This is a genomic window from Shewanella holmiensis, assembly GCF_025370255.1.
Classification (GTDB): Bacteria; Pseudomonadota; Gammaproteobacteria; order Enterobacterales; family Shewanellaceae; genus Shewanella; species Shewanella holmiensis.
On record NZ_JAMTCD010000005.1, the window covers coordinates 88,074 to 109,438 of the forward strand.

Here is a 21,365-nt window from a genome sequence, read left to right on the forward strand (position 1 = left end):
CTCGATGACGCACTCGATTTCGCAGCCAGCCACTATTCATTTAGGTCATGTGGATTTTTATCAAGGCCAACTCACTATTGAGCAAGTGGTTGCCATTGCGAAAGGGGCTAAGGTCAAATTGAATGACAACCCCGAATATCAACACTACATTGAGAAAGGCGCCCACTTTATTGATAGCCTATTGCATGAAGAAGGTGTGGTTTACGGTGTTACCACAGGTTATGGCGACTCTTGCACTGTCAATGTCAGCTTAGAATTGGTGCACGAATTACCGCTGCACTTATCCCGTTTTCATGGTTGTGGCTTAGGTGATGTATTTAGCCCTGTTCAAGCTCGTGCTGTGATGGCATGTCGCTTGAATTCATTGGCTGTAGGAAAATCAGGTGTTAGTTATGCTTTACTGCAACGTATCGAGTGGTTACTGAATAATGATATTACTCCAGTCATCCCAGAAGAAGGCTCTGTCGGTGCTAGCGGTGATTTAACGCCATTATCTTATCTTGCTGCAGTATTAATTGGTGAGCGAGATGTGGTGTATCAAGGCCAACGCCAACCGACAAGCGTGGTTTATCAGGCTTTGGGGATAACCCCGCTAAAACTTCGCCCCAAAGAAGGTTTAGCCTTAATGAACGGCACTGCAGTGATGACCGCTTTAGCCTGCTTGGCATATGATCGCGCTCAATATTTATCACGTTTATCTAGCCGTATTACGGCAATGGCTTCATTAACATTAAAAGGTAACTCAAACCATTTTGATGAAATTCTGTTTGCCGCTAAACCACACCCAGGTCAAAGTCAGGTTGCCAGCTGGATACGCGAAGATTTAAACCATCATACTCATCCACGAAACTCAGACCGCCTGCAAGACCGTTATTCTATTCGCTGCGCACCGCATATCATTGGGGTACTGCAAGATGCATTACCTTTTATGCGTCAGTTTATTGAAACTGAGTTAAACAGCGCCAACGATAACCCAATTGTTGATGCCGAAGGCGAACATATTCTGCACGGCGGCCATTTTTATGGTGGTCATATTGCCTTTGTGATGGACTCGATGAAAAACACTATTGCCAATATTGCCGATTTAATTGATCGCCAGATGGCATTGGTGATGGACACCAAATTTAACAACGGCTTGCCGGCTAATCTGTCGGCGGCTACCGGCGAACGTCGCGCCATCAATCATGGTTTTAAAGCCGTACAAATTGGCGTATCGGCCTGGACCGCTGAAGCCCTAAAAAACACCATGCCTGCAAGTGTGTTTTCTCGATCAACAGAGTGTCATAACCAAGACAAAGTGAGTATGGGCACTATTGCAGCCCGTGATTGTATGCGCATATTGCAGCTTACGGAACAGGTTGCGGCCGCGGCATTATTGGCCATGAGTCAGGGGATCCAATTACGCATTAGTCAGAATGAGTTAGACATTAATAGCCTAACGCCTTCACTAGCAAAAACCCTTGCGCAGGTCAGTGAAGACTTTGAGTTACTTGTTGAAGATCGCCCATTAGAAGCAGTACTGCGTCAAACCGTCGCTAAAATACAACAAGGTGAATGGGAGGTCTGCTAATGAAAGGCATACTCAGTATTGAAATGGACATGGTGATCCCTTTCCACGATGTGGATTCTATGGGCATCACTTGGCACGGTAATTACCTGCGCTACTTTGAAGTGGCGCGTTGTAAGCTATTAGATAAACTTGATTATAACTACCGTCAAATGCAAGCGTCAGGGTTTGCCTGGCCAGTAGTAGACCTACAGGTTAAATATGTTAAAAGCAGCAGTTTTGATCAACTCATTACCGTTAAAGCCGCTATTATTGAGTGGGAAAATCGCTTAAAAATCAATTATCAAATTATTGATACCCACACAGGGCAACGCATTACTAAGGGATATACTATTCAAGCGGCCGTTGATATGACTACCGAAGAACTGTGCTTCATCACCCCTGACGTCTTTCAAGACAAAATCAAGCCCTGGCTAAGCGCTAATGAATAAGCCAAAGCGAGTGGTACGCTGGATTAACAAACTCATTGTTATTATGCAATGTGGCCTAATTGCCGTGTTTTTGTTGCTATTGATTACCCAATTTACGCCATCACAGGCTGCTGACATGACTTATGCGCAAACCGAGCAAAAGCCAAAGGATGTACTTTTGACTCCCCCCGCTGATTTAGCAAGTGTATTTGATAGTCCCGCCAGTGAACAAGATTTACAGCAACTGGCTAATCAGGTGTCTTTAACACACGAAAATACCCAAGGCTTGTTTGAACAAACCCGTCATTTAGCAGTATTAAAAAGACCATTGAGCAGCCATGGGACGTTTGCATTTAATCCCAATTTAGGTATGGTTTGGCATCAACAAGCCCCTTTTGTCACCACCATGGTAATGCACAAGCAACAGCTAACCACCATAGATGGCAATGGTAATATTTCGCACTCTACCGCCAAAAATGCACAATCAGCTAATCCGCTGATGCAGCAAATCCCACTGTTAATGCAACATTTACTCAGCGGTGATTTAATGGCATTACAAGATGATTTTTCGATGTTTTATCTTGCATCCGATGCCAATAGCACCGAATTATGGACCTTAGGTTTGCTCGCAAAAGACCCACGTTTACAACAAGCGTTAGGTAAACTCATCATTCAAGGTCAACAGCAAATCAATCGTATTGTGATGTTAAATCAAGCTTCGGCTCAGCAAGCTGATCGTCTCGATATCACCGACATTCAATTCAACCAGGTTAATCATCTGCCATTAAACGTAGAAAATGCCGCCTGGTTCGATATGGTCAATGTCACCCCCGCACCGCCTACAACCACAGAAAAAACCAGCCCTGTGACAACGCAATAATGAGTGTCAAACCAGTAAAAACTCACCTTTTTACAGCCAAATGGCGTTTTGCTATATGGTGCCTGCTATTTAGCAGTGTAGTGGTGTATGGCGTAAATTTATGGCAATCAGGTGCAAAAGTTCAAAGTGACATATTGGCAATGCTGCCACATTTACAACAGGATGAATTAACCCATAACGCACTTCAACAAGTGGAGAATCGTTTAGCGAATCAGGTTTATATTGCTATTGTGTCTTCGCAAAAACAGACCGCGATTAACGCAGCAAAAACACTGATTCACCAGCTTAAACACGACCCTCAACAAGCCTTTAGCCAGGTAACCAGCGCCAGTGATAGCGATATCAATGCTTTAGGTAAATGGTATTTTGACCATCGCTTTAAACTACTCACTGCAGACCAGCAACATGCACTTACCACTAGGCAACTCGATGGGTTAATTGCTAAAGCGCAGCAACAACTTTACAGTGCATTTGGCTTCGCCAATAGCCAGTTGATAAGTCAGGACCCTTTACTGCTGTTTAGCGATAACATGCTGGCCTTAACAGCCTCATCGTCACTAAGTCAGGAACAGGGTATTTTATTTAATCAGCAAGCGAATCAGACCGCCGCAATTGTTATCGCTAAAGGGGCACAAAGTGCATTTAATCCCAATGCACAGCAGCAACAGTTAGCAGCCCTCAATCATGCCTTTGCTGCCGTTGCCGGAGCAGATGTGCAAATTTTAAAAGCAGGTGCACTGTTCCACGCTCAAGCGGCTACCGCATCTGCCAAGCAGGAAATTACCTTTATTGGCGGTTTATCGCTTATTGGCGTGGTGATCCTGGTCTGGCTTGGATTTCGCACTCTAATGCCACTGCATTTAGCCTTACTCACTTTATCGAGTGGATTGGTGTTTGCGTTAGTCACCACGCTAAGTTTATTCAATGAATTACATCTACTTACGCTAGTGTTCGGCACCAGCCTTATTGGTATTGCCATCGATTACAGTTTTCATTTTTACTGTGAGAAACTCAGCCAGCCACAACAAAATGCCCAACAGGTCATCGACAATATTCTGCCTGCGATGACGCTTGCATTAGCCACTAGCTCGCTGGCCTTTATCGGTATTGGCTTTACGCCGTTTCCTGGCATGCAACAAGTGGCGGTATTTTGTGCCTCAGGGTTATTCGGCGCTTACATTACCTTAGTGTTGGCATTTCCACTGCTGGCAAACAAGCCCTTAAAGCCTTCAAATGCCTTAAACTGGGCACAATATTATTTACATTTAGTGATAAAGATATCCGCTAAACCTGTCATCAATCGAGTGGTGTTTTGTATCATAGGATTAGTGTGTTTTGCTGGGCTTTTACAGTTACAACATAACGATGACATACGCTATTTACAACAAAGTCCACAGCAGATCACTGATGAAGAAAACCAACTCAGACATTGGCTTAGTGGCGGCACAGATAATCAGTTTATTTTAGTCAGTGCTGAAAATGAAACCTCTCTTTTAGAAGCTTTGCATCAACTGACACCCACTTTAGACTTGGCTGTTAACCAAGGTGAGCTAAATCATTTCTTTAGCATAGCGACTCTACTACCAAGCTTTTCACAGCAACAACAAAACTATCAATTACAAGGACTGATTTATCAGCAAAACTTACCCCATATTATTGATCAGTTAGGATTAAATGATGATACAGGCTTATTAAATCAGTCACTATTGACGGCTTACTTAGAAGCGCAACCCGCCAATTTAACCCCAAATGCGTTACTCGCATTTGGTGACAGCGCATTAAAAGACTTATGGCTGACGCCAACTAACAAAGGAAGCGTTGGGGCTATAGTGCTATTAACCGGAATCAACAAACTAGATGAATTAACAACGCGCATTAATCACACCCAGCTTAGCGATGCCAAGGTTAAACTGGTAGATAAAGTGGGCGACATTTCCAATTTAATGGGCCAATATCGCCAATTTACCATGCTGCTGCTATTGGGCGTGTTGGTCATTGCTTGTATCATATTTTGTATCAAATACCCGATTAAATTAGCTTTGGCCGTTATCGGAGTACCAACACTGGCGATCATTTTAACATTAAGCAGTTTAGGGCTTTTGGGCTCCCCTTTTAGCCTATTTCATGCACTGGCTCTCATATTAGTGCTAGGGATTGGCATAGACTACAGCTTGTTTTTTGCCGAAGCGAAACACACTAGCCAAGGTGTGATGATGGCGATATTTATGTCGGCTTGCTCAACGTTACTTGCCTTTGGTTTATTAGCCTTTAGCCAAACCAACGCCATCCATTTTTTTGGCTTAACCCTATTACTTGGGATCGGCTATGCCTTTTTACTTGCCCCCTTTATGACATTGATAACAAGGAAAATGCGTTAACATGCACAGCGAATCGTTAAACTCAATCAACAACTTGGACGTTGATGTTGCCATTATTGGCGCGGGCCCTTCTGGTGCTATTGCGGCCAGCCTGCTACATCAGCAAGGTAAAAAAGTGTTAGTGTTAGAAAAGCAGTATTTCCCACGATTTTCGATTGGTGAAAGCTTATTGCCTTGTTGCATGCAATTTATCGAACAAGCAGGAATGATAGATGCGGTTAAAGATGCTGGATTCCAGTTTAAAAACGGGGCGGCATTTCGTTATCAGGATCAATACACCACTTTCAACTTTACCGACAAATTTACAGCAGGTCCTGGCACGACATTTCAAGTCCAGCGCGGACAATTTGATAAAATTCTGGCAGATACAGCCGTAAAACAAGGCGTAAATATTCATTACGGTCATACGGTGACGCAAGTCGATTTGCATGCTGATCCCGTATTACAGGTTACCGATGATAATGGCGCCGCCTATCAGGTTAATGCCAAATTTATTTTAGATGCCAGTGGCTTTGGTCGCGTTTTACCGCGTTTACTGAATCTTGAAAAACCCTCAAATTTACCTTCACGCAGCGCCATCTTTACCCATATTGAAGATAATATTGATGATCCCACATTCGACCGAAACAAAATCCTGATCAGTGTGCACCCACATCATAAAGATATCTGGTACTGGTTGATCCCATTCAGCAATAATCGTTGTTCTATTGGTGTGGTCGGTGAACCGCATTTACTGCAACATCTTCAAGGCACTTTAGAACAGCAATTATTCGCTATTGTGAATGAAGAGCCCGGCCTGAAACGTTTACTGGCGAATGCTAACATTGTTCAGGAGTGCGCCACTTTAAAAGGCTATTCCGCCAATGTCAGCACACTTGCTACTACCAAATTTGCCCTCCTTGGTAATGCCGGTGAATTTTTGGACCCAGTATTTTCTTCAGGCGTGACCATTGCAATGCAGTCTGCCGCTATGGCCGTTGAAAGCTTATTAAAACAGTTAGATGGTGAAGCAGTAGATTGGCAGCAGGACTATGCAGAACCTTTGATGAAAGGGGTGAATACTTTTAGAACCTATGTTCAAGCTTGGTATGACGGCCGCTTCCAAGACGTGATTTTTTACCAGCATGGCAACCCCAAAATCAAACAGATGATCTGTTCAATTTTAGCTGGCTATGCTTGGGACGCTAGCAATCCGTTTGTGGCTGAATCTGAGCGACGCTTAAATACTATCGTTGCCTTATGTCGCGAAACCGCTGCATAATTGGTATCACTGATGTGCCAAGCTAAATGTCATTGGATCAGGGTTCTATAACCCCCGATATCAACCGAAGATTGAATAACAAATTGATGATAAAGACTCATTACCGCTTACCACTATTGTGCGGATTACTGCTATGTGCATTGTTGCTAAGCGGTTGCAGCCAGCAATTTCAGCGACAAACCTGTGTCGCCTTGTCTGAAGCGCTGAGCTATTGCTTAGCGCCGATAAACGAGCAAGTTGAACAGGGCGCACATAGCCAAACGGTGCAATTTAGCCATGATGGTCAAACACATCAATTAATAACTGAATTACAGATAGATAAAAACACCATGACACTGGTAGGTTTAGCTCCTTTGGGTCAACCACTGTTCACAATTGTCTACGATGGTCATCGCTTAATTAGTCAGCAAAGCAATTTGCTCGGAAAGGATTTTAAAGCAGAATACCTAATGGCCATTTTGCAGTTAGTGTACTGGCCAACCGATGTGATCAATCAACATTTATCGGCGGGTAGCTGGCAGCAGCATCCTTGTCAGTTGGTATTATGCCGTCAACTCACCGCAGATAATAATGACGTAGTGTTGAACGCCGAGTATAGCCAAATTGTGCCATGGCAAGCGGCCATCGATATTCACATCATACAAGCCGATGTGCAGATTATGATTCAAGCGTTACAATAAACGCCCCTAATTAAATCGCCAATAGATATAAACAACGCTGAAGATAACAACATGACAGGTATAGGCATCACACACATAGGATTGTGTACTCCGCTAGGAAATAGCGCAGAGTCCGTGTTAACCAGATTATTGCAGGGCGATACCAGCGCAATGCAATGGCGTGACGATTTATTATTTGATAAATCGACATTAGTTGGCGTGGTAAACAACAATGATCTGCTGAGTATTCCAGAACATTTACAAGAGTTTGCCTGTCGTAACAACCGATTACTTCATACCGCCGCCATGCAAATTAAGGATCAGGTACAAAGTGCAAAGCAGCGTTACGGTGCCCAGCGAATAGGGGTGATTTTAGGCTCAAGTACTTCAGGTATTTCAAAGGGCGAAACGGCATTAAGGTATCGTGCTGAACATGGCTGTTTTCCGCCTGATTATCATTATTCGCAACAGGAATTAGGCAGCACCAGTTTTTATTTACAAAAACTATTTGAACTTGAAGGCCCCTGTTACACCATTTCAACCGCCTGCTCTTCCAGCGCGAAAGTTTTTGCGGCAGCCAAACGTTTATTACAAGCCAACCTTTGCGATATGGTTATTGTGGGCGGAGCAGACAGCTTGTGCCAACTCACTTTAAACGGGTTCAGCGCATTAGAATCTGTCTCTGCAGGACAATGTAATCCATTCAGTGTTAATCGAGATGGCATAAATATCGGTGAAGGCGCTGTGCTTTTTACCCTTGAAAAAACACCTGCGCAAGTCCTGCTTGTTGGCGTAGGCGAATCCGCCGATGCTCATCATGTTTCAGCGCCCCACCCGCAGGGCAGCGGAGCCATTACGGCAATGCAGCAAGCGCTTGCAGATGCCAATATCAGCATAAACGACATCGATTATATTAATCTGCACGGTACCGCGACCCCTAAAAATGATGCGATGGAATCGCGCGCAGTAGCGACACTCTTTAAGGATACGATCCCGCCTTGCAGCTCCACCAAACCTTTGGTTGGTCACCTACTTGGTGCTGCAGGGGCGATTGAAGCGGCATTTTGTTATTTAATATTAAGTGAACTCAATATTCATCAAGCCTTGCCACCACAATTATGGGATGGACAAGTTGATCCTAATGATCCCAGCCTACCTTTAGTGACTCAGGGGCAAACTGCCAAAAGACTGGATTATGTAATGAGTAATTCATTTGCATTTGGCGGCAGTAATGCCAGTGTTATTTTTGCTAGACAAACTTTACAGGGCCAGAGTTCATGACAATCGCGACACCTGACTTATTGGCACGTCCTATCAGCGATTTTATCCCGCACCGCGCCCCTATGATTTTGATTGACCACATTGTCAGTCATCAGCCAGATAGTTTGATCACCCAAACGCAAATTAGCCCGCAAAGTGCTTACTTTGACGAAATACTGCAAGGGGTGCCCAATTACGTTGGCATTGAATATATGGCTCAAAGCATTGCAGCTCTCGCTGGGGTTGAGGCAATACTGCAAGGACAGCCTATTAAAGTGGGTTTTTTATTGGGCAGCCGTAAACTGCAAATGCATCAACACCTTTTTGCCTTAGGCCAAACCTATCGCACTCAAGTGACGCGTTTATATCAAGAAGAGTCTGGCTTAGCAGTATTTGATTGTCAGATATTTCATCAAGATACATTAATGGCCCAAGCCAACGTGAATGTCTTTCAACCTGTCGATAGCCTAGCGTACGTCACCAACAGTCATAGCGCTTAACGTTTTGGAGAACCACATTGAATAAAAGAGTTTTAATCACGGGATCAAGCCGTGGTATAGGTAAAGCCATTGCCCTTAAGCTTGCCGCTGCTGGCTATGATATTGCCTTGCATTTTCACAGCAATCTTCAAGCCGCTACTGACACCCAGGCAGAATTAGTCGCATGTGGTATTAATGTCAGCTTATTGCAATTTGATGTTGCCGATCGCGCTGGTGTTAAGCAAGCTATTGAACAAGATATAGCTGAACATGGCGCCTATTATGGCGTGATTTTAAATGCCGGAATTACCCGCGATACAGCCTTTCCAGCGATGACTGAACAGGAATGGGATAGCGTCATTCATACTAACTTAGATGGGTTTTATAACGTGATCCATCCAACGGTAATGCCCATGGTACAAAGCCGCAAAGGCGGTCGCATTATTACTCTAGCATCAGTTTCGGGTATCGCAGGTAACCGCGGACAGGTGAATTACAGCGCCTCTAAAGCAGGGGTTATTGGTGCAACCAAGGCTTTATCTTTAGAATTAGCAAAGCGAAAAATCACCGTAAATTGTATCGCACCCGGCCTAATTGAAACTGACATGGTCAATGACTTCCCCAAAGAAATGGTCGATCAAATCGTGCCGATGAAACGTATGGGTAAGCCCTCTGAAATTGCAGGCCTAGCACTATTTTTACTGTCAGACGACGCCGCTTATATTACTCGTCAGGTGATTTCTGTTAATGGGGGTATGATATGAGCCGCAGAGTGGTGGTAACAGGGATTGGTGGAATTTCAGCCTTAGGCCATAACTGGCAAAGCATTAAAGCCAGCCTGTTGGCACAAAAAAACTGCGTTGTTCGGATGGATGAATGGGACCGGTACCCAGACTTGAATACGCGTCTAGCCGCACCAGTTACAGACTTTGTGGTACCTAGTCATTATTCTCGTAAAAAAATTCGCTCAATGGGTCGCGTGTCCCTAATGGCCACTCGCGCCAGTGAATTAGCGTTAGAGGATGCAAACCTATTAGAGCATCCTATTTTGACTTCAGGTGACACTGGCGTTGCTTATGGCTCATCTACAGGCAGCACAGATCCCATCATGGGCTTTGGCGATATGCTAAAAACAGGCAGTATGACAGGCCTTACAGCTACAAGTTATATCCGCATGATGGCACATACCACAGCGGTAAATATCGGGGTGTTTTTTGGCCTTAAAGGCCGAATTCATACCACAAGTAGTGCTTGTACCTCAGCCAGTCAAGGTATTGGTTATGCCTATGAAGCGATAAAATATGGTCATCAAACGGTAATGTTAGCCGGTGGAGGAGAAGAGCTTTGCCCAACGGAAGCGGTGGTATTTGACACCTTATTTGCCACCAGCACTCAAAATGACACGCCCGCCTTAACACCAAGCCCATTTGATAAACATCGTGATGGCTTAGTCATAGGTGAAGGTGCCTGTACCTTAATACTGGAAGAGTTAGAGCACGCCAAAGCACGTGGCGCTAAAATCTATGCCGAGTTGGTCGGGTTTGGCACAAATTCGGATGGTTTACATGTTACCCAACCCAATGCACAAACAATGGAAATTGCTATTCGCTTAGCCCTAAAAGATGCTCAACTGCATGCCGATGACATTGGCTATGTGAATGCACACGGCACCGCAACAGACAGGGGGGACATTGCTGAAACCACCGCAACCCATGCCGTTTTTGGCAGCAAGATGCCAATTTCATCACTAAAAAGTTACACCGGCCATACACTCGGAGCCTGTGGTGCATTAGAGGCTTGGACCAGTATTCAAATGATGAATGAAAATTGGTTTGCGCCGACGTTGAATCTCACCGAATTAGACCCTGAATGCGCCCCATTAGATTATATTTGTGGTGACATCAGAACGCTGGAAACAGATTATGTAATGAGTAATAACTTCGCATTTGGCGGCATTAATACCTCATTAATTTTTAAACGCTGGTATTAATTCGCTAGCTAACCACCCCATAAGGATATGAAATGAAGAAAATTGCATTAAGCCTGTTAATTTCAAGCTGCCTACTGGCCCCCTTTGCGTTTGCCAACGATTATACTCTGGAAGATTATCAACAAATTTTTCAAGGTGATAATCAATTTAAACAACAGTCAGCGGTTGAATCTCTGGTTCTATCCGGTCTCAATGACCCCAGTTTATTTGATATTGTTGAAGCCAAACTCAACGCCAGTTTACCCCTTGCAACCCAAAAACATCCTATAGAATACTCTTCATGGTTAGCCAAAGGATTAGGCTATTCTGGCAATGAAAAATATCGCGCTAGCCTGCAAGCCATTGTAAATGGGGATTACCATAAAAAACTGCGTAAATACGCCCAAGAAGGACTGGACAATCTTGACAAATTTGCCATTTGGAACCCAATTCTCAATGACAAAAGCCAATATGATGCCAAACAACCGCAACAGTTAAACGTACTCGCTAATGCATTAGCAAGCAGTGATTTAGAGCTCAAACGAATGGCAGCCAAACACATTGCTGATAAACGTGTTTATGACGAATTTCTACTAGAAAAATTAGCCAACCAACTCACCAGTTTAGATTTACTCAAACATGACAAATTATCGATAGATACTTATGCATGGATAGCCAAAGCGTTAGCATCATCGGCTAATGAAAAGTTTAAACCTGTAATCGTCAACATTGCAGAAACCGCACCAGAGAAAAAACTGCGAAAATACGCCACCAAATATATCAAAACGTATTATTAAACTGTGATTAATTGCCACTGATACCATAAAAATGCGCCCGCTAAATTTTTAGCGGGCGCATGTTATTATTCAACGTCAGCTTGGACAATAAGCAGCGTAATTAACCATGTAAAATACTGTTGCCCCCATTTAACTGACTTAACCTGCCTACTTAATCGATATTACACCTGATAAGTAGCGGCTTTAGTTTGATACTCTTGGGTTATCTGCTTCATTTCATTTACGCCTATGGCCAGTTTAGTGATTTGCTCTGACAACAGAGTGACAGTATTAATGTTGTCATTCATTTCACTGCCGATATGGTTCAATTGGGTACCTTGTTGCTCGGTTTCATCAGCAACGTTTCGGCTTAAACTCGCCACCAGTTCAATTTGACCATTGCGCTCCTCTAATCCTGACGCAATGGTGTTGGTGTGCTCTACATTTTTAGTGGTGCGTTGCTTACCTTCATCCATCGACTCAACCGTTTTTAACATACTGTGATTTAAGCGACTAAGTACTTTTTCTATTTCATCCGTTGACTGGCTGGTACGTTGCGCTAATGCACGAACTTCATCCGCCACAACAGCAAAACCTCGACCACTTTCACCCGCTCTTGCGGCCTCAATGGCGGCATTCAATGCCAGTAAGTTGGTTTGCTCTGAGATACTTCGAATAGCCTGTAATAGTGTGGTAATTGCAGACACATCTTTGGTTAAATCAGTTAATGACGTTGTCACTTCGGCGGTGTTGGTTTCCAATAGCTGCATATCTTTCATGATCGACAAAGCACTTTGCCTATCTTGCATGCTAGAAGAGGCTGCCGATTGCGCTTGCAGCGCAGATTGCTGACTATTTTCAGTAACCTGCTGAAAATACTGAATCACATTCTGGGCAGTTTGCGATATCGACTGCGCTTGATGTTGCTGGTGTGTCATCGCTTCTTGTGTATGCTCGCTTAGCGTTAAGAGTTGATCTGAGGTACTGCCCATCTTAGTGGCAATATCCCGATAATCACTAAAAAGCTGACTTAATTCCTCTAACATTAAATTGAATGCACCTTCAGCCTGGGAGTCAGCTGGAGCCAGTCTTATCGACAAATCTTTGTTTGCCGAGATATGTTGAATGGCGTTGGCTATGCGTAGGTTTGCCGATGAGTCTGCGCGCATAAAGAGTGACATTTGGATAAGAATTAAGGTTTCTGCAGCAGCAAATAAGGCATGAACTAGCATAATGCCCCATGAACACTCACCCGCAAAAATCATAATTGGCGTGTCGAATAGGCTGCCACCAGATAGCTGAATATAGGTAAACAATACATGATGTACCGCAACGGTTAATAACGAGGCCAACAAAGGTTGCCAACGTTGATAAATCAGAAAAATACCCATAGTCGCAAAGATATGAAAATGCATTTCAATCATGCCCATTTGGCTTTGTACTAAAATTGCCGATACCGTCATCATCAACACGGCGGCAACAATACCAAATAAGGGCGTCCCTTTGAGTACGCTATAACTAGCTTGTACTAGTAAGGCCAGAGCAACTGCGGATACGGTTGCAAAGGTCAGCATCTGCGCCCCAAAGAACCCGCTGACAATTAATAACGGCACTTGCAGCAATAAGAGTCGATAAATATAGGCATCTTTCTTTAACAGTAAATTAGTCGCTTGTTTATCAGTCATTGTTATTACCTTTGCTCGATTCGATGTAGTGTTTTAATTCGGCCAACATCTTGTCTGTCGAAAGTTGTCTAGCTGTATATATACGTGCCACGAAGCCATTTGGATTGATTAAATATAGGTTACCGACATGATTATTTGAAGGTGAATAAGATTGAATATTCTCAGATAAATGCCGTGACAAACTTAAAAGCTCAGACTCCTCAAGCATAGCACTTTTAAATCTTGGCGAGCGCTCATCAATAACCTGTTGGCGAATTGCAAGGGTGTCATTTTCAGGATCTATAGTAATAAACATAAACGCGATATCTATGTTGTTGAAATCACTACCTTTTAAGATGGTACTTTCAAGTTGATGTAGTTGTTGTATTCGTATCGGGCAAATTTCTGAACAGGATAAAAAACCTGCAAATAAATAAGTAAACTGCGGTCTATTAGCTGGAAATGTCTGTAAGTTAGCCGTCACATCTTGCCATTCAAATGAAAGCGGCATGAGTTTTTCACCATTGATGCCGTACTGAGCTTCACCACTCCCTTTTGAGATTTGTTGTGAGATAACCATCAATAAAGGGACTAAAAATACCGCAGTTAATATGAACCCTGCGGCCCACAACATTTGCCTTTTTTGCATCTAGCTCACCTACTACTGCCGAACATATTTAACTTCGACTAGAATTAAGAGATGAAAACAATAACATTCATATAATTACTGTTTAAATTGTAATCTATGCTGATAAACACCAGTGACTGACTTATTGTAAGTACGTGCAACACCGTTATATGGAGCAAACTGTTTAATATGGATTAATTACCGCAAACTAAGGTAATTAATTACGCAAAAAAACGCCTACCTTCGATTATAGTCAAAGGTAGGCATTAATAAGCTAAAGTAATTAATTAAAGGGGGTGACTGCTGCGCCCAATAAAACATTGAACAAATTTTTACTCATAAATCATATATTGTTGTGCCAAATCAAACGGGTCATTTTGTTAAAAAAGCCATTCGTGCACCAACGCCATCAAAGGTAAACTAACCCAAGACAGCTTATTAAAAAAAGCGCTTTGATAAGTGTTAATACTTGGACGTAAACTCAAGATGAGAACAAGTGACTATGCCAGTTGACCCAAAGCTTGTTTAGCATTTGCCATCGCGGTTGCTGCATAGTCTGGCCCCATATTTAAGCCTTCAGCGTAAATCACTTCAACATCTTTGATGCCAATAAAAGCCAATACGGTGGTTAAATAAGGCACTAAGTGATCGCTACCCGCATCTTTATGCATTCCGCCACGAGAAGTTACAATGACAGCTTTTTTACCGTTTAATAACCCTTCTGGACCTTTATCTGTATAGGTAAAAGTTACCCCTGCACGTGCAATAAAATCAATCCAGGCTTTTAGCTGAGTTGGGATCATAAAGTTGTACATAGGCGCAGCTAGCACAATCGTGTCGTTTTCTTTTAGCTCAGCAACAAGTTTATCTGATAGGGATAATGCAGCCTTTTGACGATCATTTAGCCCATCTCCACCGCGTAAACCATTGGCTAATTCGCCATCGAGTAAGGGAATAGGGTCAGCAGCTAAATCACGCGTCGTGATCTGTGCCCCTTTGTCTTTCCATAACATCGCCAGATCATCTAACAATGCTGATGATTGTGAATGTTCGCCTAAAATACTCGATTTCAACATTAATACTTTTTTCATAATTATTCCTTAGCTTGGTAAAACGTTATCAGCATTGCCCAACCACATTTAATAGCGGATTTAATGGCATGAACACAGTTTACCTACTAATAAATGGAATAATAGTGGAATAAATCGACACAAAGATTCGATAAAATCGAATATAAAATCACTTTACCTCAGGCTGAGATTATTTAACTTGCACAGGTAACGACACGTATAAGCCTTTGAAGCTGGCACATAGCAGCTCATCGCACCATAGCTCAACTGTCAACTCGGCTTTAACACGCCGCCCCTGCAATAGTGGCGTCAATGCCACATCGGGCCAGATGACTTTTGCAGTCGGTTGAGTACGCACTGGGGCATGATATTTTATTTGCGCATCAGCCAACACAATATCACCGTTAACCGCCGCAAGTTTTTGCTGTAACCACACCATTCCCCATCCCGTTAATGTCATTAGGGTGTAAATACTCCCAGCAAACATGGTGTTATGCAGGTTAATATTGGGTGATAGTGGTGCGGTCGTTATCAATTGATGTGGGATGAATACCGCATCCAAAGATGGGGTTGAAGCATTAATATTGGTATCGTTTTTTACGGCAAACGATACCACATTAACTTGCATAAACTGACTAAGTGGAATGGTTTGATGCCAGGTCGCAACAAGTTGGTCAATTAGCACTTGATGCATTTTCATGGTTAGACCTGCAGATTAAATGTTACTGGGCCATCATTAATTAATGACACTTGCATATCCGCGCCAAAACGTCCGGTTTGGGTTTCGACACCAAGTTCACGACAATAAGCCACAAAGGCTTCATACAAGGTATTGGCTTGCTCAGGTGTGGCTGCACCTGAAAAGCTTGGGCGCAATCCTCTCCCCGTATCGGCGGCTAAAGTGAACTGTGATACCACCAATAATTTGCCACCTACCTGCGACACATTGAGGTTCATCTTGCCATCATTATCACTAAACACACGATATTTAATGATTTTATTGGCTAACTTTTGCATTTTTTCGATGTCATCTTCACGTTCTACACCGAGTAAAACCAATAGCCCTTGATTGATTTCACCCGTTGTTTCATCCGCCACGGTCACTTTTGCCTGTTTAACACGTTGTATTAAGCCGATCATCTTGACACTAAACCCCTTGAGGATGTTGCATAACCGGTATCGCTTTAATCAGGTTTTCTGTACCCTCAGGCATAGAAGTGCCTACCTGACGTAAGCCTTCATCGGTCCAAATTAAGAAACGACGAATTTCTTCAAGGCTCATCACATTCACGAAAGTCGCACTGCTTTGTACCTGAATAACGGCGCCATTTTCACGAATGAAAAACTTCGCAAAATTTAACTTTTGATTGAGTTGACCAATCATCACTAACAATTCTTTACTGCCCTGTAACTGAGGATGAACCGCATAAAAACGATTGGCTAAAATACGGTCAATTCCGTCAGCATTCATGCTAGGTTGCAACACAAATTGATGGTCACCCAACTGCACCGCCACACGAGAAGGCCCGACTTTGGTGACCAAATAGTTAGCTTTAATCAATGAAGTATATAATGTTTCGGCTGCTTGCTCATTGGTCATAGCTGACATATCGACCGTGCTAGGGACGGCATTATCTACCGCAGGCTTGGTTTCTGTTCCGGTTGCACTACAAGCTGAAAGCACTAACAAACCACTTAACAGTAATAATTTTCTCATTTTTTTCCTTAACTTATATTCGCTATACTTTGCATTACGCGGATTAACATCTTAGCATCATTTAAACTGTGATATCCCGATTTAACTTCCTCAACCATAAGATGATGATGTTGCGATTGCTGTAAAAAATCATGCAGTAGATGAGCTGGACACACCCAATCTAACTCACCTTGAATCAAATGGGTTTTAGCAATAATTTTACCGTTAATCTGTTGAAATAAATCAGCGGCTGAAAAGTAATGATGTATGGCATGATGGTGCTCAATTACGGCCAAGGTAACCGATGCTGAAGACGAATCCACTAGGGTAATTTGATTCGGTGAAGCGAGCTTTTGTTCCCATTGATTCCAGGATGATGCCGCTAGCTGCCGATGTGGGTTATCTGCGTTAAAGCGCTGCGAGTATCCAAGTAATATATCTTCAGTAGACATAGGCTCAGATAAAATAGCACCAGTCTTTGCAGCGAGTTGAAAGTCATGGTAATCGTCAGGAAAAAACACCGCCGCACCTTTAGGACCATACAACCAATCACAAGCAGCCTCATTGGCTAAGAACATTCCCCAATAAACCTGTTCACTAACCCTGTTAGGGTACAGCCCACTGTATAACCATCCTAAAGTGGCGCCATATGAGCCGCCGACAATCGCCCATTGTTCAATCGCAAAGTATTGTCTTACGCGTTCAATATCTTCGACTAATTCTGGCAAGGTATTATCGGCAAGATCAGCACCCAGTGAGCGGCCACAGCCTCTTTGGTCAATAAAAAAAATATGTAAGTCGAGATGTTCAAATAATGTCACATCACTGGCATGGCAACCTGCACCTGGCCCGCCATGTAAATACAACACAGGTTTGGCCCCTACTCGCCCGTATTGCGACACTGACAACGCAATGCCATTAGCAACCTCTACCATAACATGACGGATAAACATTAAACTCAAGATAGCGACTCAATAGGCTTAACTTGATCTTTTACTGGCTCAGCAGAGACGACAGCCTCAGCTGTCGGCGCTTGCTGTGGGGCTTCATGATCCGCTTGTGTCACTATGGTTCCTAAAGGTGGTTTTTGCGGCGTATCATGTCCAGCTTCCATTCTAATTTTATGCAATAGTTCGGCAACATGTTGATCTAAATATTCTGGTAACGAAGCCGTGATGACCGCACCTAAAAGTACAATCACCCAAGATAAATATACCCATACAAATAAAATGGGAATGACAGCTAAGGCACCGTAAATCGCTTCATAACTAGGGAACTGGGTGACATAAAAAGCAAAACCTCTTTTACCCGCTTCAAATAACAAAGCCGCTACGATTGCACCTAATAGCGCATGCCAAAAGCGCACTTTTTTATTCGGTACAATCATATATAACAACAAAATTGACGCTACCGAAAACATCATAGGCAAACGCGACATTATCCAGGGTAATATGCCTGATAGCTCAGTATCTGTTAGTAGTTGTAACGACAACACATAAGACGACGCCAAAATACTTGCGCCTATAAGTACAGGACCTAAGGTTAGCACCATCCAGTACATCGAAAACGACACCACATAAGAGCGCTTTTCAGTCACACGCCAGATACTATTTAGCGCTTTATCAATAGCGGAAATCAGCATAATCGCCACAAATACCAAAGCCACAATACCAACAAACGTACCCTTTGAAGCATTACTGACAAACTCATTGATATACACCTGCACTGTGTCCCCAGCTGCGGGTAGAAAGTTTTCATAAATGAAGCTTTCAATGTGCCCTCTAATCCCTTTAAACACAGGAAAAGCAGACAACATAGACATGGTCACGGCAACCATAGGGACTAATGATAATAAGGTGACATAGGTTAAGTGCCCAGCACGTATATTGATTTGGTCTTCGTTAAGCCGTTGCTTTAAATGTAATAAGAACTTCCAAGTCCCAACAAAAAAACCTTTGAGGGATGGCATAATGCTACGACTGGCCATAAAAATCCTTATTCACAAACGATAGGTAAGATATTCATTGTAATCACATTTCAACTTCGTACAATGTTATAACAAATCAAATATAAACCAAAGGAACGAATTTATGTCGCAACAAGGATCGGCTGGCAACGTATTAGCCGCTGTCGCTAGCTTATTTTTCCCAGGTCTTGGGCAATTATTACAAGGTCGTATTTTGGCCGCTATCGCTTTCTTTTGTATTGTTGGCGTGTGCTATTTCTTTTGGGTGTTAATTATCCCTCCCATCATTGGTGCTATTTTTCACCTATGGAGCATTATCGACGCGGCAAAATTTAAATCTCCCGCTTAACACTTAAATGAGACTCACAAAATGAATACATTTAATTTTATTAAAATTGGCCTTGCTGCCACTCTTGCTATCAGCACGTTATCGTTAAGCGGATGCCAAAGTGCCTATTATGGTGCAATGGAAAAAGTGGGTTATCACAAACGCGACATCATGGTTGACCGAGTTCAAGACGCTAAAGAGTCACAGGAAGAAGCCCAGCAACAATTTAGCTCAGCATTAGAAGAAATGCAGGCATTACTGGCATTTGATGGTGGCGATTTAGAGAAGGCCTTCAACAAAGCTAAAGATGAATACGAGTCAGCGCAATCAGCAGCTGATGATGTCAGCAATCGCATTAACAAAGTAGAAGATGTGGCTGAAGCCTTATTTGAAGAATGGCAGTCTGAAATCGATGAAATTAGCAAAGCCAGTTTACGTCGTAATAGCACAACAAAGTTAAAAGAAACTCAACGCTCTTACCAGTCTTTAGTTAAAAGCATGCGTCGCGCTGAAGCCAAAATGCCGCCGATTTTAACCGCGATGAAAGACAATATGTTGTACCTAAAACATAACCTTAATGCGCAGGCTATTGGTGCCATTAAAGGGGAATTTAGCAACTTACAAACCGACATATCCAGCTTAATAAAAGAAATGAATAAGTCGATTGCTGAATCGAATAAATTCATTGCATCCATGGAAGCTGGCGCTTAACGTCAACGCTCACCCAGTACAAAAAGCCGCCTGATATCTTAAATAACATGGCGGCTTTTTTGTGCGTGAAAACAATACGGCTCAGCCATCAGAAAATGATTGCTGATATTTTTTAGCCGCATCTTTGAATATTGTAGAAGGTTATTCTAATGGTAACGTCGTACGGCTAAATACGGGTTTTAATACCACCGTAGAGCTCACTTGCGCGACATTATCTAAATTACTGATATTCTGTTTCACCAAACGCTCTAAACTGAGTAAGTCAGTAGCAACGATTTTTAGCATATAATCATACTCACCAGACACCACCACACACTCCATAATATGCTCTAGTTTGATCATCTCTTGCTCAAATATGTCGGTAAAACTGCTTGAGCAATCGTTGAGGCGAATATACAAAAAAGCACTCACATTCAGATCCAGCTTTTGCGGATCTAACTGTGCTTGATACCCAGTTATCACCTTATCCTGCTCAAGCTTTTTAACCCTGCGTAAACAGGGTGTATCAGACATGTTCATTTTGTCTGCGAGATCAGCAATGGAAATACGGCCTTGTTTTTGCAAAATATCTAATAATTTTAAATCTTTTTTATCCATCAGTTAGCCTATTGTTACTCCAATTCTGATTATTCACATGCGCTATAAAGCATAAAAAAATAGCATGATTCTCTTACAATTAAGCGGCATTAGTTTCATTTAAATGACAGGAAAATAACCTATATCAAGCACCTTATTGATAAATCTCATAGACTGCAAATGTGTCATGCTCACCCCATTAAGGATAAGTGACAAACACCTCACGCGCTGTAAATTGTTGTGCATGATTGAGGATGATGTCTCCCCCATCCAACAAGATGCATTAAATTGAGACACTATGGGCTTCTAGCTGGTTTAAAGTTATTTTTTATAAAAAAGCATTTGAATTGACGGCTAATCCCCACGCCACCAAAGCCAAAGCCAAAGCCAAAGGTTACAGCCTTTAAAACGGAACTAAAAATAAAAAACCTTCTAGTACAGAAGGTTTTTAAAGTTTAATCGACTAAACGGCAACTTAAACGTACCAAGCGGGAATTTTCGCTTCGTAATCCGTAATGCTTTGCTCAAACGACAAGGTCAAGCCTATCGCATCAAGTCCATTAAGTAACTTATGGCGTGCTGACTCAACAAGGTTAAAACTGAACACCGCGCCTGAAGGTGAGGTAACTTTTAAAGCTTGCAAATCAACGGTAATTTCCGCGCCTTCTTTAGCCGCCACTTCATCCATTAATTGTTGCACTTGCTCAGCAGCTAACTTCACTGGTAATAGGCCATTATTAATAGCATTACCATAAAAAATATCTGCGAAGGTAGGGGCAATAATGACCCGTAAGCCAAAATCGGCTAATGCCCACGGAGCATGTTCACGACTTGATCCGCAACCAAAGTTTTCTTGAGCCAATAAAATAGATGCACCTTTATAACGCGGCTGATTTAATACAAACTCAGGATTAGGTTGATCACCTGCATCATCTAAATAGCGCCAATCATGAAACAAATGCACACCAAAACCGTCACGTGTCACTTTGGACAAGAACTGTTTTGGAATGATCTGATCGGTATCAATATTGGCACTATCTATGGTCACGGCTAAACCGGTATGGGCAGTAAATGCTTGCATGTTTAT

At 42.7% G+C, this 21,365-nt stretch carries 23 protein-coding genes; 13 read left to right on the top strand and 10 right to left on the bottom strand.

Translation table 11 applies throughout. The annotated features are described in order from the left end of the window. Positions 1–4: 4 nt before the first annotated feature. From NE535_RS05620 to NE535_RS05670, 11 genes are all read left to right on the top strand, one after another. The gene (locus NE535_RS05620; protein ID WP_261297690.1) at positions 5–1,570 is read left to right on the top strand and encodes an HAL/PAL/TAL family ammonia-lyase; all 1,566 of its coding nucleotides are present in this window, start codon (positions 5–7) and stop codon (positions 1,568–1,570) included. Beyond that, positions 1,570–1,998: an acyl-CoA thioesterase gene (locus NE535_RS05625; RefSeq protein ID WP_261297691.1), complete on the top strand. Its 429-nt coding sequence runs from the start codon at positions 1,570–1,572 to the stop codon at positions 1,996–1,998. The genes NE535_RS05620 and NE535_RS05625 overlap by 1 nt, the downstream gene beginning before the upstream one ends. Continuing rightward, positions 1,991–2,857, top strand: coding sequence for a LolA family protein (locus NE535_RS05630; RefSeq protein WP_261297692.1), 867 nt, complete (start codon positions 1,991–1,993; stop codon positions 2,855–2,857). Before NE535_RS05625 ends, NE535_RS05630 begins: the two co-directional genes overlap by 8 nt. Beyond that, on the top strand, positions 2,857–5,235 hold the full coding sequence (locus tag NE535_RS05635) for an MMPL family transporter (protein WP_261297693.1): 2,379 nt from the start codon (positions 2,857–2,859) through the stop codon (positions 5,233–5,235). Before NE535_RS05630 ends, NE535_RS05635 begins: the two co-directional genes overlap by 1 nt. A 1-nt stretch (position 5,236) precedes the next feature. Next, a complete protein-coding gene (locus NE535_RS05640; protein WP_261297694.1) occupies positions 5,237–6,496 on the top strand; it encodes an NAD(P)/FAD-dependent oxidoreductase in 1,260 nt (419 codons plus the stop codon). Positions 6,497–6,582: 86 nt separating this feature from the next. Beyond that, a complete protein-coding gene (locus NE535_RS05645; protein WP_261297695.1) occupies positions 6,583–7,176 on the top strand; it encodes a DUF3261 domain-containing protein in 594 nt (197 codons plus the stop codon). A 51-nt stretch (positions 7,177–7,227) separates the two neighbouring features. Then, positions 7,228–8,436: a beta-ketoacyl-[acyl-carrier-protein] synthase family protein gene (locus tag NE535_RS05650; RefSeq protein WP_261297696.1), complete on the top strand. Its 1,209-nt coding sequence runs from the start codon at positions 7,228–7,230 to the stop codon at positions 8,434–8,436. Continuing rightward, positions 8,433–8,915: a hotdog family protein gene (locus tag NE535_RS05655; protein ID WP_261297697.1), complete on the top strand. Its 483-nt coding sequence runs from the start codon at positions 8,433–8,435 to the stop codon at positions 8,913–8,915. The genes NE535_RS05650 and NE535_RS05655 overlap by 4 nt, the downstream gene beginning before the upstream one ends. 17 nt (positions 8,916–8,932) lie before the next feature. Further along, complete coding sequence (locus NE535_RS05660; RefSeq protein ID WP_261297698.1) at positions 8,933–9,658, top strand: 3-ketoacyl-ACP reductase FabG2; 726 nt, start codon at positions 8,933–8,935, stop codon at positions 9,656–9,658. Further along, positions 9,655–10,884 (top strand): beta-ketoacyl-ACP synthase, encoded by a 1,230-nt coding sequence (locus NE535_RS05665; protein WP_261297699.1) that lies wholly within the window; start codon positions 9,655–9,657, stop codon positions 10,882–10,884. The genes NE535_RS05660 and NE535_RS05665 overlap by 4 nt, the downstream gene beginning before the upstream one ends. Before the next feature lie 32 nt (positions 10,885–10,916). After that, a complete protein-coding gene (locus NE535_RS05670; protein WP_261297700.1) occupies positions 10,917–11,660 on the top strand; it encodes a hypothetical protein in 744 nt (247 codons plus the stop codon). A gap of 161 nt (positions 11,661–11,821) precedes the next feature. On the opposite strand, the gene NE535_RS05675 is transcribed toward NE535_RS05670, so the two are convergent. The 8 genes from NE535_RS05675 to NE535_RS05710 form a co-directional block, all read right to left on the bottom strand. After that, complete coding sequence (locus NE535_RS05675; protein ID WP_261297701.1) at positions 11,822–13,324, bottom strand: methyl-accepting chemotaxis protein; 1,503 nt, start codon at positions 13,322–13,324, stop codon at positions 11,822–11,824. Beyond that, entirely contained in the window at positions 13,317–13,952 is a 636-nt protein-coding gene (locus tag NE535_RS05680; RefSeq protein WP_261297702.1) for an SCO family protein, read from the bottom strand. Before NE535_RS05680 ends, NE535_RS05675 begins: the two co-directional genes overlap by 8 nt. A gap of 479 nt (positions 13,953–14,431) precedes the next feature. Beyond that, positions 14,432–15,022 carry an FMN-dependent NADH-azoreductase gene (locus tag NE535_RS05685; protein ID WP_261297703.1) on the bottom strand — a complete coding sequence of 197 codons (591 nt, stop codon included), beginning with the start codon at positions 15,020–15,022 and terminating at the stop codon, positions 14,432–14,434. Positions 15,023–15,191: 169 nt separating this feature from the next. Beyond that, positions 15,192–15,701 carry a thioesterase domain-containing protein gene (locus NE535_RS05690; protein WP_261297704.1) on the bottom strand — a complete coding sequence of 170 codons (510 nt, stop codon included), beginning with the start codon at positions 15,699–15,701 and terminating at the stop codon, positions 15,192–15,194. A 2-nt stretch (positions 15,702–15,703) separates the two neighbouring features. Continuing rightward, positions 15,704–16,141, bottom strand: coding sequence for a D-aminoacyl-tRNA deacylase (dtd, locus tag NE535_RS05695; RefSeq protein ID WP_261297705.1), 438 nt, complete (start codon positions 16,139–16,141; stop codon positions 15,704–15,706). A gap of 7 nt (positions 16,142–16,148) precedes the next feature. Further along, positions 16,149–16,718, bottom strand: a complete 570-nt coding sequence (locus NE535_RS05700; RefSeq protein ID WP_261297706.1) for a hypothetical protein — start codon at positions 16,716–16,718, stop codon at positions 16,149–16,151. An 8-nt stretch (positions 16,719–16,726) separates the two neighbouring features. Beyond that, positions 16,727–17,650 carry an alpha/beta fold hydrolase gene (locus NE535_RS05705; protein WP_261297707.1) on the bottom strand — a complete coding sequence of 308 codons (924 nt, stop codon included), beginning with the start codon at positions 17,648–17,650 and terminating at the stop codon, positions 16,727–16,729. A 5-nt stretch (positions 17,651–17,655) separates the two neighbouring features. Beyond that, positions 17,656–18,684: a virulence factor BrkB family protein gene (locus NE535_RS05710; protein ID WP_261297708.1), complete on the bottom strand. Its 1,029-nt coding sequence runs from the start codon at positions 18,682–18,684 to the stop codon at positions 17,656–17,658. A gap of 103 nt (positions 18,685–18,787) precedes the next feature. Between NE535_RS05710 and NE535_RS05715 the strand changes: the two genes are divergently transcribed. Both NE535_RS05715 and NE535_RS05720 read left to right on the top strand, forming a co-directional pair. Beyond that, positions 18,788–19,012: a hypothetical protein gene (locus NE535_RS05715; RefSeq protein WP_261297709.1), complete on the top strand. Its 225-nt coding sequence runs from the start codon at positions 18,788–18,790 to the stop codon at positions 19,010–19,012. 21 nt (positions 19,013–19,033) lie between these two features. Then, positions 19,034–19,702, top strand: a complete 669-nt coding sequence (locus NE535_RS05720; protein ID WP_261297710.1) for a DUF2959 domain-containing protein — start codon at positions 19,034–19,036, stop codon at positions 19,700–19,702. Positions 19,703–19,843: 141 nt separating this feature from the next. Here the strand turns inward: NE535_RS05720 and NE535_RS05725 are convergent, their stop codons facing one another. Together NE535_RS05725 and leuD are read right to left on the bottom strand one after the other, a co-directional pair. Then, positions 19,844–20,299, bottom strand: coding sequence for an Lrp/AsnC family transcriptional regulator (locus NE535_RS05725; protein ID WP_261297711.1), 456 nt, complete (start codon positions 20,297–20,299; stop codon positions 19,844–19,846). 454 nt (positions 20,300–20,753) lie between these two features. Further along, the gene (gene leuD / locus NE535_RS05730) at positions 20,754–21,359 is read right to left on the bottom strand and encodes a 3-isopropylmalate dehydratase small subunit (protein WP_261297712.1); all 606 of its coding nucleotides are present in this window, start codon (positions 21,357–21,359) and stop codon (positions 20,754–20,756) included. Positions 21,360–21,365 lie beyond the last annotated feature (6 nt).